Origin of the sequence: Amycolatopsis echigonensis (assembly GCF_002846615.1) — a bacterium.
Taxonomy (GTDB): domain Bacteria; phylum Actinomycetota; class Actinomycetes; order Mycobacteriales; family Pseudonocardiaceae; genus Amycolatopsis; species Amycolatopsis echigonensis.
The window spans coordinates 4,083,239-4,095,983 of the sequence record NZ_PJMY01000003.1 but is presented as its reverse complement, the minus strand read 5'-3'; the positions used below and the strand labels follow the sequence as shown (position 1 = coordinate 4,095,983).

14 protein-coding genes are annotated in these 12,745 nt (G+C 68.0%); 8 read left to right on the top strand and 6 right to left on the bottom strand.

The window, feature by feature from the left end:
- Nucleotides 1–7 precede the first annotated feature (7 nt).
- Complete coding sequence (locus ATK30_RS24560) at nucleotides 8–1,339, bottom strand: sensor histidine kinase (protein ID WP_208637416.1); 1,332 nt, start codon at nucleotides 1,337–1,339, stop codon at nucleotides 8–10.
- Nucleotides 1,340–1,551: 212 nt separating this feature from the next.
- On the opposite strand from ATK30_RS24560, the gene ATK30_RS24555 reads away from it, so the two are divergent.
- A complete protein-coding gene (locus ATK30_RS24555; protein WP_101437583.1) occupies nucleotides 1,552–2,733 on the top strand; it encodes an MFS transporter in 1,182 nt (393 codons plus the stop codon).
- Here the strand turns inward: ATK30_RS24555 and ATK30_RS24550 are convergent.
- Nucleotides 2,711–3,601, bottom strand: coding sequence for a polysaccharide deacetylase family protein (locus ATK30_RS24550; protein ID WP_101437582.1), 891 nt, complete (start codon nucleotides 3,599–3,601; stop codon nucleotides 2,711–2,713). The genes ATK30_RS24555 and ATK30_RS24550 overlap by 23 nt on opposite strands.
- A gap of 56 nt (nucleotides 3,602–3,657) precedes the next feature.
- Between ATK30_RS24550 and ATK30_RS24545 the strand changes: the two genes are divergently transcribed.
- From ATK30_RS24545 to ATK30_RS24535, 3 genes are read left to right on the top strand one after another with little or no spacing between them, the layout of a single operon-like run.
- Nucleotides 3,658–4,452, top strand: a complete 795-nt coding sequence (locus tag ATK30_RS24545) for an IclR family transcriptional regulator (RefSeq protein WP_208637415.1) — start codon at nucleotides 3,658–3,660, stop codon at nucleotides 4,450–4,452.
- A gap of 44 nt (nucleotides 4,453–4,496) precedes the next feature.
- Complete coding sequence (locus tag ATK30_RS24540; RefSeq protein WP_101437580.1) at nucleotides 4,497–5,579, top strand: NADH:flavin oxidoreductase/NADH oxidase; 1,083 nt, start codon at nucleotides 4,497–4,499, stop codon at nucleotides 5,577–5,579.
- Between the two features lie 11 nt (nucleotides 5,580–5,590).
- Nucleotides 5,591–6,364 (top strand): alpha/beta fold hydrolase, encoded by a 774-nt coding sequence (locus ATK30_RS24535; RefSeq protein ID WP_101437579.1) that lies wholly within the window; start codon nucleotides 5,591–5,593, stop codon nucleotides 6,362–6,364.
- On the opposite strand, the gene ATK30_RS24530 is transcribed toward ATK30_RS24535, so the two are convergent.
- The gene (locus ATK30_RS24530; protein ID WP_244194714.1) at nucleotides 6,365–7,099 is read right to left on the bottom strand and encodes an SDR family NAD(P)-dependent oxidoreductase; all 735 of its coding nucleotides are present in this window, start codon (nucleotides 7,097–7,099) and stop codon (nucleotides 6,365–6,367) included.
- Nucleotides 7,096–7,413: a hypothetical protein gene (locus tag ATK30_RS24525; RefSeq protein WP_101437578.1), complete on the bottom strand. Its 318-nt coding sequence runs from the start codon at nucleotides 7,411–7,413 to the stop codon at nucleotides 7,096–7,098. The genes ATK30_RS24530 and ATK30_RS24525 overlap by 4 nt, the downstream gene beginning before the upstream one ends.
- 70 nt (nucleotides 7,414–7,483) lie before the next feature.
- Between ATK30_RS24525 and ATK30_RS24520 the strand changes: the two genes are divergently transcribed.
- The 3 genes from ATK30_RS24520 (at nucleotide 7,484) to ATK30_RS24510 (ending at nucleotide 9,999) form a co-directional block, all read left to right on the top strand.
- Nucleotides 7,484–8,341: a LysR family transcriptional regulator gene (locus ATK30_RS24520; RefSeq protein ID WP_101437577.1), complete on the top strand. Its 858-nt coding sequence runs from the start codon at nucleotides 7,484–7,486 to the stop codon at nucleotides 8,339–8,341.
- Between the two features lie 29 nt (nucleotides 8,342–8,370).
- Nucleotides 8,371–8,922, top strand: a complete 552-nt coding sequence (locus tag ATK30_RS24515) for a helix-turn-helix domain-containing protein (RefSeq protein WP_101437576.1) — start codon at nucleotides 8,371–8,373, stop codon at nucleotides 8,920–8,922.
- Between the two features lie 189 nt (nucleotides 8,923–9,111).
- Nucleotides 9,112–9,999, top strand: coding sequence for a carbohydrate-binding protein (locus ATK30_RS24510; RefSeq protein ID WP_101437575.1), 888 nt, complete (start codon nucleotides 9,112–9,114; stop codon nucleotides 9,997–9,999).
- On the opposite strand, the gene ATK30_RS24505 is transcribed toward ATK30_RS24510, so the two are convergent.
- Both ATK30_RS24505 and ATK30_RS24500 read right to left on the bottom strand, forming a co-directional pair.
- A complete protein-coding gene (locus ATK30_RS24505; protein ID WP_101437574.1) occupies nucleotides 9,996–10,952 on the bottom strand; it encodes a LysR family transcriptional regulator in 957 nt (318 codons plus the stop codon). The genes ATK30_RS24510 and ATK30_RS24505 overlap by 4 nt on opposite strands.
- Nucleotides 10,953–11,004: 52 nt before the next feature.
- Complete coding sequence (locus ATK30_RS24500) at nucleotides 11,005–12,153, bottom strand: MFS transporter (RefSeq protein WP_101437573.1); 1,149 nt, start codon at nucleotides 12,151–12,153, stop codon at nucleotides 11,005–11,007.
- A gap of 80 nt (nucleotides 12,154–12,233) precedes the next feature.
- On the opposite strand from ATK30_RS24500, the gene ATK30_RS24495 reads away from it, so the two are divergent.
- Nucleotides 12,234–12,656 (top strand): MarR family winged helix-turn-helix transcriptional regulator, encoded by a 423-nt coding sequence (locus tag ATK30_RS24495; RefSeq protein WP_101437572.1) that lies wholly within the window; start codon nucleotides 12,234–12,236, stop codon nucleotides 12,654–12,656.
- Nucleotides 12,657–12,745 lie beyond the last annotated feature (89 nt).

The following is a 12,745-nucleotide window of genomic DNA, read 5'->3' as shown; positions in this document are numbered from 1 at the left end:
TCTCCCCTCAGCACGGCAGCTCCACTCGTACGACGGTCGGCCCGCCGACCGGACTGCGCACCCACATCCGTCCGCCCAGCACCGCGACCCGGTCGCTCAACCCGGTAATCCCGGTGCCACGCGACGGATCAGCACCACCAGCTCCGTTGTCCCATACCTCAATCGTAAGAAGACGACCGACAATTCCAGCGGTCACCGAGGCACAGCTGGCCGCGGAATGCTTGGCGACGTTGGTCAGCGACTCGGCCACCACGAAGTACGCGGTGGATTCCACCGGCTCCGGCAGCCGCGCGGGCACCGTCACGTCAACGGTGACCGGCACCGCGCAGCCGTCGGCGAGTTCCTCCAACGCGGCGGGCAAGCCAAGTTCGGCGAGCGCGCGCGGGTGGATTCCATTGATCAGCTCGCGCAGTTCGACCATCAGCTTCTTGGCCTGGTCATGCGCGTCCGACACCGCCTTCGCCGCCTCCGAATCCGGCGGCAGGTCGACCTTCGCGAGCCCAAGCTGCAAACTCAGCCCGACCAGCCGCTGTTGCGCGCCGTCGTGCAGGTCGCGTTCAATGCGCTTGCGTTCCGCGTCGAACGCCGACAGCAGCCGCGTGCGGGATCGCGACACCTCGGTCAGCTCGCCGCGAAGCTTCTCGGCGGCCCCGTCGGTGAGCAACGATCGGGCCAGCATCGCGTGCAGGCCAGCGAATCCGGACAGCAGATAGCCGGACAGCACGAGCAGCACCACACCGGCCAGCGCGTACGGCACCGCCCCCGCGGGAGTGGAAACCTCAGCGAAGCCCACCGAAATCGTCTCGTTCTCGCTGACGAGCAGCGGACTGAGCACCAGGATCGCAGCGAAGAACGCCGCCATCCCAGCCACCGAGTACAGCGCAGGAATCGCGGTGCACAACAGAACCGCGTACCCGAGCTCGCGCCACGACGACGGTTCGGTATAGCGAGCCCGCATTCGGGGCCACCAGCCTGGTTCGCTGACAGGTCCAAAGGGGACAGTCACCGGGTTGAGGTCGACCATGCGCAGCCGCTGCCGTTCGACCCCGGCCACCACTGCCGCCCACGCCGGCCCCGCGATCAGGAACAGCAGCATTCCGAACACCGAGAACACCGCGACCAGCCCGAGCTCAGAAGTCTGCCCGTGCACGACGCGGCTGACCAGCACCGCGAGCGGCAGCAGGCAGAACCCGAACGGGAGGCCGAACAGCAGCGTCATCGGACCGGTGCTGACCCCGTAGAGCAACGCTCGCCACGGCCAGGAGGAAATCAGGAACGTCCGCTGCGACAAGGCATCCAGCAGAGTGCGCGGTTTCGCGGTCGGAGAGACGGTAGCCACGAGATCCAGACTAGCCAGCGTGCGGCCCGGTTTCGATCAGCTTGCCCGTAGTCTCGAAGGTAGGGCTAGGCATACCACGGAGGCGGGACGCCTGCCCGCGCGAGCAAGCGGCGCGGCGGCCTGCACCAGCTCGGCACAGAAGCCCCCGGACGTGTCCAGAACGCGATCTCGGCATTGACTTCGAGTTAACTTGAGGTCTTACCTTCGGCGTCGTGACCGAAACGACTGACGCCGGAGTGCGGCACCCACCGAGATCCTTGCTGGCGACGCTGCTCGGCGTCAGCACCATGACCATCATGGCCAGCGCCACGATCACGCCCGCGCTGCCGGGCATGCAGCGGCACTTCGCCGCCGAACCGCACGCGGAGCTTCTCGTCCGGCTGGTGCTTACATTGCCCGGGCTGGCGATCATGGTGTCCGCGCCGTTGCTCGCCAAACTGAGCGGACGGACCGGACGCGTGCCGGTGCTGCTCGCCTGCCTCGCCCTCTACACCGTCGGCGGCGGATCCGGTCTGCTTCTGGATTCACTCCCCGCACTGCTCGTCGGACGAGCTGTGCTCGGGATCGGCATCGCTGGGATCATGACCACGTCAACCGCGTTGATCGCCGATCACCACGATCCCGCCGACCACGGCCGAGCGCTCGGTTTGCAAGGAGCGGCAATGGGTTTCGGCGGCGTCGTCGCCCTGCTGCTCGGCGGCTTGCTGGCCGCGGTGGACTGGCGCGGACCGTTCGCCATTTACCTGCTGGCGATTCCGATGGTGGCGCTCGTACTGCGATTCGTGCCGGACGCGCGGGTCCAGCCGACTGACCCGAGGGACACCACCACGGCCGCGTCGCCGTGGCAGCCTCGGCTGCTCGGGCTGTACGCGCTGATCTTCATTGGCGTCGTCGTCTTTTACACCGTTCCGACGCAGGCTCCGTTCTGGCTGGCCGAAGTCGGCGGCGCGGGACCGGCCGTCGCGGGAGCTTTGATCGCCGCGGTCAATCTGGTGATGACCTTGGTGGGCCTGAACTTCCGCCGCCTGCGCGCCCGCTGGTCCTTCCCGAGGCTGGCCATCGCGATGTTCGCCGCGTTCGCCGTGGGTCTGGTCGTCCTCGGGACCGCCAGTGCATTGTGGACGGCCGCACTGGGCATGGTCGTGGTCGGACTTGGCGTGGGACTGCAAAACCCGACCATCAACGGCTGGCTGGTTTCCACCGCATCCCCTGGCGCACGCACCAGGTCGCTGGGGTTGCTGACGTCCGCGTTGTTCCTCGGACAGTTCTCGTCGCCGCTGATCGCGCAGCCGGTGATCGACGCCGTCGGAATGGGGACGACGTTTGTCCTATCCGGAGCGCTGGCCGCGGTCGTCGGCGTTGTCGTGGCAGCTATCCATTGGCGCTCACCTTAGAGACATAGTCGACGACCTGGGCGTGCGTGGCGAACCAAACCCCGTCGTGCGAAGCGATGTGTTCCAGCAACTCAGCGAGAATCGCGATACGGGAACGATGTCCGATGATATGCGGATGCATGGTGAGCTGGAAGAGGCCGCCCTCGGCTACGGCGAGGTCGAACTCGTCGCGCCAGATCGGCAGCACCTCCCGCGGCGGGGTGTACGGACGCTGCGGACCGTAGCGATTCATCGTGAAATACGGTGCGTCGTCGCGGATCCATTCCACCGGAATCTCGACGATGCCGGTCGGTTCGCCGTCGGCGAGGATCTCGTAGCAGTCGTTGTCCGCCATCAACGAGGAGTCGTAGGCTAAGCCCAGCTCGCGGATGATCGAGAGGGAGCTTTCGGAAAAGTCCCAGGACGGCGTGCGAATACCGACCGGACGCTTGCCGGTGAGCCGCTCCAGCGTGTCCGCGGCCCGGAAGGCGAGGTCGCGTTCGGCCGAGGGCGGCAGCTGAGCGTTGCTTTCGTGGATCCAGCCGTGCAACGCGACCTCGTGCCCAGCGTCCACATAGGACTGGGCCTCGCCGTCGTGCAGCAAGGCCGACACCGCGGGCATGAAGAACGTCGACGGCGCACCGAACCGCTCAAGCAGCTTCAACACCCGCGGCACGCCGACCCGCGCACCGTACTCGCCCTGCGACAGCTTGCCCGGCAACACGTGACCGTCGCGCAGCGAGATCGTCTCGTGGTCGGAATCGAACGACAACGCCACAGCCACCCGCGCCCCGCCCGGCCAGGAATCCGGCCGCAACGGCCGCCCGGCACGTACGCGACCCACGTGGTCCCGCCAGGTCTGGTCGCTCCACTGCCACGGTTCGGTCATGCTTCCTCCCCTGCGACGCGAGGCTTCCATCGTATCGCTGTGCCACGATGAGGCACATGCACGACGAAGAGGCCGACAAGCCGGCCAGCGGCATCCGGTCGATGAACAGTGTCCTCAGCACGCTGCGAGTCTTCGAGGAAGTTGCCCGGCGGCAGCCGATCGGTGTCTCCGAGCTGGCACGGTGCACGGAGATCCCCAAGAGCACCGTGCAGCGCGGCTTGATCACACTTCAGCAGGCGGGATGGCTGAAAGTCGTGGACGCGGAACGCGCGCGCTGGGGAGTCGCACCGAGGGTGCTGGCGCTCGGATTGCGCGACTGCGGGAAGCCGGACCTCAAAGAGATCGCGGACCCGGTCGTCAAACGGCTCGCGGCCGAGACGAACGAGACCGTCATGCTGGCCGAACGCGACGGCGACAGTCTCGTGGTCGTCGCCAGCCAGGACACCGACCAGGTCGTGCGGGTCGTCCTCGACGTCGGCACGCGGGTCCCGTTGCTCGCGACGTCCGGCGGCACGGCGATCATGGCACAGCTCGACGAATCCGAGGTCGAGGAGCTGTTCACCCACGAACTTCCCGAGTTCGCCCAGAACCCGGCTCCGGATTTCGCCGCACTTCGCCGCGACATCGCCCAGACCGCGAAGCGCGGGTACGCGCTCAACGGGTCTTCGTCCTGGTACCGCCCCCAGGTGTCGTCGATCGGTGCGGCCATCACGGACCCGACCGGACGTCCAGTGGCGGCGATCACTCTCGCCATTCCCGACACGCGCTACACCCGCGCGCAGGAGAAGACCTTCGCGCCGCTGGTCGTGGCCGCAGCGGCCGAGGTCAGCCGACTGCTCGCCGAGAACTGATCACCATGTGCCACATCGCGGAATGAGGCGTACCGTGTGGCGGCATGAGTGAGTTCAGTGCGTCCAGCGCGGAGACCACCCCGTTGCGCTTGCGCGACGTCACCTTCCGCAATCGCGTCTGGATGTCCCCGATGGCCCAGTACGCGGCCGGCCCGGACGGCTTGCCGACCGAATGGCATCTCGCGCATTACGGCCCCCGCGCGATCGGGGGCGTCGGCCTGGTCCTGGTCGAGGCCACCGCGATCAGCCCGGACAACCGGTGCACTTCGGCCGACCTCGGGCTCTGGAACGAGGAGCAGGCGCTCGCACACCGGAAACTGACCTCGTTCGTCTCCGGCCACGGGGCGGTGCCCGCGGTGCAGCTCAACGCCGTCGGCCGCAAGGGATCGCACCAGGTCCCGTGGGTGGGCGACGGACAGAACGATCCGGTGCCGGTCGCTGACGGCGGCTGGGAACTGATCGCGCCGTCGGCGATCCCGTTCGGCGACCTCACGATGCCGCGCCCGGCCACGGCCGCCGACCTGGACCAGGTCGTCGAGGAGTTCGCGCACGCGACCCGGATGGCCGAGCTGGCCGGGTACCAGGCCGTCGAAATCCATGCCTCGCACGGCTATCTGCTGCACCAGTTCCTGTCCCCGCTGTCCAATCACCGCACCGACGAGTACGGCGGGAGCCCGCGGAACCGGATGCGCTTCCCGCTGCGCGTGGCCCGCGGCGTGCGCGAGGCGTTCCCCGAGGACAAGCCGGTGTTCGTCCGCATCACGGCGACCGACTGGGTCGAGGGCAGCATCGCGCTCGACGACGCCGCGGAGTTCGCCAAGGAGCTGGCGGCCATCGGGATCGACCTACTCGACGTCACCTCCGGCGTGCTCGTGCGCGATCGCGGGGCCCGGCCGCCGAACCGGGAAGGCGTGAACGTCGAATTCGCCTCGGCGCTCAAGGAAGCGTCCGGCCTGGCTGTCGCGCCGGTCGGGCAGATCACCGATCTGAAGGCCGCAGGTCAGATAATCCGCGAGGGCAAGGCCGATGCCGTCCTGATGGGACGCTCGCTGCTGCGCGACCCGTACCTGGCCTTGCGAAACCAGCCCAAAGAAGCCTGGCCCGTCCGCTACTACCGCGCTCTCTGAGGACCTACACCATGAACCGCGCAACACGCCGTCCGGACGGCACGAGAATTCATTACACCGCAGCCGGTCCCGCCGACTGTCCCGCGCTGACGCTCATCCACGGCTGGGGCTGCGACCGCGGCGACTTCGACACGGTCATCGAGCACCTCCCGTCCAAGACTCGCGTGCTGGCCGTCGACCTCGCCGAACACGGCGACTCACGGTCGGATCGCGACACCTGGACCATGGAGGAATTCGCTCGCGACGTAGCCGCCGTGTTGGCGGCCGAGTCGGTCGAATCCGCCGTCGTAGCCGGGCATTCGCTCGGCGGAGCGGTCGCGGTCGAGGTGGCGCGTCTGCTTCCGGACACGGTCACCCAGGTGATCGCACTCGACGCGTTGCATTACTTGAACTTATTCCCCGCGCAGAACGAGCAGGACGTCCAAGCGTTGCTGCAGCCGTTCCGGGAGGACTTCGCCGGTGCGATGCGCGGGATGGTCGAGGCCGGCTCGCCGGAAGGCACCGATCCGTCCTTAGTGGACTCGTATGCCAAGAAAATGAGTTCGGTACGCCAACCCGCCGGTCTGCACTCGCTCGAAGGCCTGGTGCGCTGGGACATGGACGCGGCGCTGCGCGAGGTCGCCCAGCCGATCGTGCTGTTCGCCGTGCGCTCGATCATCGCCCAGGAGGCGATCGATCGTTACGGCGACCGGATCCGGATCGAGCTGGTCGACCTCGGCAGCCACCACTTCCCTGTCGAATCGCCCGCGGAGACCGCCAAACTCCTGGCCGACGAGATCTCGTAGTTACGCCCTACGTCCGCCGTCGACCGACAGCGTGGTCCCGGTGACGTACGACGCGGCGTCCGAACAAAGCCAGACCACGGCCGCGGCGGCTTCTTCCGGCGTCGCCAGCCTGCCGAGCGGAGTGATCGCCTCCTGCCGGGCGATCATGCCGGGGTCGCCAGCCCATTTGTCGAATCCCGGCGTCCGCGTCGGCCCCGGGCACACCGCGTTGACGCGGATGCCGTCCGCCGCGTAGTCCACCGCCGCGACCTTGGTCAAGCCGACAATCCCGTGCTTCGCCGCGACGTAAGCCGGGGCGTTCGGGATCGCGTACAGCCCGCCGTTGGACGCGACGTTCACGATCGCGCCGCCCTTCAGGTGGGGCAGCTCGTACTTCATGCAGAGGAAGGTCCCGGACAGGTTCACCTGCACCACGCGCTCGAACTCGGCGAGCGTCAGCTGGTCGACGCGCTTGCGGGACGGCAGACCGGCATTGTTCACCGCGAAGTCGAGTCCGCCGTACGCCTCGACAGTTTGCTGGATCGCCGCCTGCACCGACGGCTCGTCGGCGATGTCGACCCGGAAGGCCAGCGCCTCGCCGCCGTCCTTCTTGATCACCTCTGCCGTCTCCGCCGCCGCAGCCTCGTCGATGTCCAGCACGGCCACTGCCGCGCCGCCCCGGGCGAACTCGATCGCCGCCGCCCGGCCGATCCCGCTGCCGGCCCCGGTAACGAGGCCGCTCCGCCGCTCGCTCACGCCAGCGACTCGTGATTCGCCCAGGCCACGCGATACGAACGCCGCGCCTGCCACCGCTCGATGACCTCGTGCAGTTCGGGCGCGGTGAAACTCTTGGCCAGCGTGTCGAGGTCGGCGAGGGTGACCTGGACGATCGCGGTCGCGATGAGCGCCGGAATGGCGTCCTCGCCGGGGATCGGCAGGTGCCGGCGGGTCTCGACCGACTCGGCGTACCCGGTCGCGAGCATCGCCTGTTTGATATCGCCGAGGTACTGATCCAGCTCGGAGTCCGGGAGCGGCTGGTCGAACGAAACAATCATCGTATGCGTGATCATGCTTCAAGTTTTGCCGCCGGTTCGGGCGGCCGTCCAAGACCGATTCGCTATTCGGCGATAACCTGGAGGCATGGCCGAGCTGGAGACGCGTGAACTCGAGTACTTCCTGGCAGTCGCCAGCGTGCTGCACTTCGGCCGCGCCGCCGTGCGGCTGTCGATCGCCCAGCCCGCGCTCTCCAAGGCGATCCAGCGCATCGAAACGCGGCTCGGCGTGCAGCTGTTCACCCGCTCGAGCCGCCACGTCGAACTGACCGCGGCCGGCGAAGCCCTGCAGGAACACGGAAGGCACGCGCTCAACGCGGTCAGCGCCGCCGCCCGCAACGCCCGCCGCGCCGGGGAAAGTCACCTGCGCCTGGTGCTCAAACCGGGCGGCGACGCCGGCCTGCTGTCCGGAATCCTCGCCGAATACTCCCGCCACCCCGACGCCCACCAGGTCGACATCCTGTTCAGCGGCCCCGCCGACCGCGCCGACTTCCTCCTCAGCGGCCGCGCGGACGTCGGTCTCCTCTTCGTCCCGTTCGACGACTTGACCGGGCTCGCCAGCGAAACCCTGCGCTTCGAGGACCGCGTAGCGATCCTCCCCAGCACGCACCGGCTGGCCGGGCGGCCGTCCGTCCGGCTGTCCGATTTGGACGGAGAGACCCTGCCGTCGTGGAAGGGCGTGCCCGGGGTCGAGGGGACCGGACCGGCGGTGGCGGACGTGGTCCAGCTGCTGCACCTCGTCTCGCTGGAGCGAATGGTGGGCGTACTGCCGCGGTCGCTGGTCGACCAGGTCCCGCCGGGCGTGGTCTGCGTGCCGATCGAGGACGCTCCGCCCAGTCAGCTGGTGCTCGCGTGGAACGAACAGGACCGGCGGCCGCAGGTGGCTTCGTTCGTGAACGCGGCGCTGGATTCGGTCCGGTATAGCCCGGTTTCCCCCGTGGACTAATTGCCTTCAGCCCGGAGGCGGGGAATGTCATGCTGGCCGGCGTGGAGGACATCATCACCGCGATCGGACCCCGGCTCCGTCACTTCCGGCGGCAACGAAACCGCACCCTGGACGAGCTGTCGAACGCGACCGGCATTTCCATCAGCACGCTCTCCCGCCTCGAATCGGGCCAGCGCAAGGCCACTCTCGAACTGCTGCTCCCCCTCGCCCGCGCGCACCGGGTCTCGCTGGACGAACTGGTCGGCACCGCCCCACTGCGACCGATCACGCGCGGCGACCGGACCGTCGTGCCGCTCACCCGGCAACCCGGCCGCCTGCAATCGCTCAAGATGATCTTCGACGCCGCCCAATGCGAACCCGCGCCGCGCACTCATCCGGGCCACGAATGGTTCTGCGTGCTCAGCGGAACGGGCAGGCTCGTGCTCGGCGAGCACGACGTCGTCCTGAAAGCAGGCGAGGTCGCCGAATTCGACACCCGGATCCCGCATTGGTTCGGCAGCACCGGCGAGGGTCCGGTCGAAATCCTCAGCCTGTTCGGCAAGCAGGGCGAGCGCATCCGCGTCCGGGCCAAGACGCGCTGATTACTCCACTTGGCGGCATAACCTGCGTCCCGCGCGAAAACCTATACCCGCGGCGACCTGCGCTGATCTGAACACACCGTCGAAAGTCGGTGTCTGGCAACAAAAATCCCGACTTAGCATCCGTGTCCCGCGGACGGACACCCTTTTCCCTCCGCGCGTTTCCTTCGCCTACGACGAGGAGATGCATCGATGCGGAAACTCTTTGTCCTAGTCATTTCTGCCATTGCGGCCGCAGCTGTCGTCGCGGGCAGCCCGCCGGTCTCCGCGGCACCGGACAGCGGGGTGGTGCCCGGGCTGACCGGTGCCGCCGCGAAAGCCGCCGCCGGGACCGCTGCGGACAAGTTCCTCCAGCTGCGCCGCGAAAAGGCAGGCCGTTCCGTCAAACCGCGAATCGACGCGCAGCAGCACACCTTCTGGGGCCCCGAACCGCAATTGTCCAGCGACGCGGACGGAATTCTCGTCACGCACAGTGTCGTCCCCGACCTCCGTCTCTCGAACAGCGCGGACGTCGTCTACGCCCCGACGGTCAAGCCCACCGGCCATTCCTGCATCGAGGTCGTCACCGCGTACGGAATAGACCAGGGCGGGCAGGTCTGGGCCTGGGACTGGTGCGGGACAGTCGGACCCGCGAAGGTAGTCCCGCTGGACAGCTCGTTCCTCTCCACCTACGCGTCCACAGTGGACGGACACCCCGCGTTCACCGTCCAGGAGGTCCAGACCGACGCGGGCACCAACAGCTGGACTGCCTCACTGTACAACGTGCAGACCGGCAAGTGGGACGACCTGTTCACGCAAAGCGGGAGCGACCAGAGCACCCTCAACGAGGGCTGGGACATCTTCGAGCTGTACTCGACCGTCGACCCGTCGACCGGCCAGGCTTACTACTGCTCGGACGCGAAGGGCAAGGTGTTCGAATCCAGCCAGCTGCAACTGCGCATCGGCGGCCAGTGGACACCGGCGACGGAGTCGAACTCGCCGTTGCAGCCGACCGCCAACCCGAACCCCAGCGACTACAGCTGCTCGTCGCTGCAGTTCGAGGTGCCGACGCCGAACAGCAACTGGCGCGTCACCGTCTAAGCGCCCGCCGGCAGGGGTGCCTGCCACCAGCGGTCGAACGCGGCACTGCACCCCTGACGGTTGGCATAGTCACAGGCCACCCGATGAGATATCTCGCTGGCTCGCTCCGCAACCGCCGTGCCCGGCCGGCAACACAACCGCAGCTCCTGCCACAGCGGCGCGTCCTCGATCGCCCGCACGACGATCCCGTCCTGCCGATCCTCCCGAGTCGCCAACGCCGGGGCGACCGCCATGCCTTCGCGCACCAAATCCAGCAAAGTAGCCAGACACTGCGGCCGATGCGGCTGATCCAGCACGACCCCGCGCCGCCGGCAAACCTCGTGCAAGTACGCCGACCACCGGGTCGTCCACGGCGGATCGTCCGCCCAGGGATAGGCGGCAAGCTCCTCCAGCGGTATCTCGCCGTGCGAGGCCAACGGATGATCTTCCGCCAGAATCGCGAAAACCGGCTCGCGCGCCTGCAGCACAACACTCTCGATGCCGTCCGGAACGATCCGATCCGGAAGCGGCGCAAGGTAAATCAGCGCGAGGTCAAGCTCCCCGTCCGCGAGCGCCGTCAACGTCCGCGCCTCGTCCTGTTCCTCATGCACCCGAACCGAAGGACACCACGGCTGATCCCGCAACCACCTTGCCAACGCGAGATGCAGAAACCCGCTGTACCCGCCGAGGCGCACCGCCCCAGCGGATTTCCGCCGCGCCCCAGCCCGCTCGGTCAGCGCCGACATCCCAGCCAGCACCGCGCGCGCATCCGCGACGACGTCCTCCCCCAGCATCGTCGGCACACATCCCGTCGGCGAGCGCACGAACAGATTTCCGCCGACCGACCGTTCGACGCGCCGCAGCAACCCGGACAACGCCGGTTGGGAAACGTGCAACGCCTTGGCCGCGCGAACGAGACTGTGTGCGTCGGCGATTGCCACGAGCGCGCGCAGATGGCGCAGTTCCAGCTCCATGACTCCTCCGGCCCCTCGCTGTGGCCACTGTAACGCCAAAGATCGAGGGGAATTACCGACGCGAGTCGGTACTCGCCCGCTCCCGGCGAAGCGCGTACAGCGCGATGCCCAGCCCAGCCACGGTGAGAACCGCAGCCAGCAGATAAATCGACCGCGGCTCACGGCTGATCACCTGCCCGCCCAGCAGCCCCGCCGCCGCGGCAGCCAACTGGAACCCGGACGCGTTGACCGCCACCGCCAACGTCGGAGCGCTGCTCCCCGCGGCGATCACCCGCGCCTGCATTCCCGGAACGATCCCGAAGGCGAGCATCCCGAGCACGAAAACCAGCACAGCCATCACCGGTTTGGCCGGACTGCCCAGCCAAGCCGCCGCCAGCGCCACGACCAGCGCCGCCAGCATCCAGGCCAACGACGGCAGCAGCGCCTTGTCCGCCCACCGCCCGCCGAGGTAGTTTCCCGCGACCGCGCCGACACCGTAAAGAACCAGCAGCACCGGAAGTAGTTCACTGCTGAATCCACTGACGCCGGTGAGCAACGGCGCGATATACGTAAAAACGGTCACCACGCCGACGTTGCCGAGCACGGTCAGGCCGATCGCCTGCCAGACGTCGCGATCGGCCAGCACCCGCAACTCCCCGCGCACCGACCCGGTCGCGGCCTGTGGGGGAACGAACCGCAGCACCAGCAGCAGCGCGATTCCGCTGACCACGGCGACCGCCCCGAACGTCGCCCGCCAGCCGAGATGGTGGCCGAGAACCGTGCCGAGCGGGCTGCCCGCGACGATGCCGAGGTTCAACCCCATGGTCACCTTCGCGATGGTCGAAACCGCCTTTCCCGGCGGCGCCATCGACACCACGGTCGCGATCGCGACCGCGAAGAACGTCGCCACCACCAGCCCGGCAACGAACCGCGACACCACCGCGAGCGCGTAGTTCGGAGCGAGCGCCGACCCCAGGTTGCCGGCCATGGACACCGCGATCAGGCCGGCGATCAGCGGCTTGCGCGCGACCCGCGCGGTAGCCAGCGTCACCAGCGGCCCTCCGACGATCATCCCGATCGCGTAGGCGGTGACGAGAAGTCCGGCCGACGCCACCGAAACCGACAACCCGGCGGCGACGTCGGGCAGGATGCCGGCGATCACGAACTCGCCGGTCGTGAGGCTGAAGACAACGAGCAGCAAGGAAAACACCGAGAGCGGCACGGCACCCCACAGTAGTTCTAGTTCGAATGATTTGAACTAGAACTATCACAGCTCGAAGCAGTTCCGCTAGGATCGGGCGCATGGCAGGAACTCCGGGCCTGGACCGCGACGTGTGCAAGCTGGTCCACCACCTCGCGCACACCCTGGACGTCCACGTGCGCCGGGTAGCCGAGCAGATGGGCCTGACGCCGAGCCAGGTGATCGCGTTGCGCGAGCTGTCCGAGCCGATCACCGCTCGCGAACTGGCCGCCCGGATGGCGTGCGAGGCCTCGAACGCCACCTTCGTCCTGGACCGGCTCGAAGAGCAGGATCTGATCCAGCGTCAGCCGCACCCCGCGGACCGCCGGGCCAAGCAGATCGTGCTGACTCCAGCGGGCAAACGCCGCCGGACCGAAGCGCTGCGCCACCTGGACGCGCGCTCCCCGTTGACGCCGCTCAGCCCGGCGCAACAGGAGTCCCTGCAGGAACTTCTCCGCGCACTGATGCCGAAGGGCACGGTCTAGCCGCCCCCGGGAAGCCGACTTCCGCCGGCCAGATAGGTCTGGATAACTTCGCCAGTGGTCTAGACGATGGCGAGCAGGGGGCCGCGTCA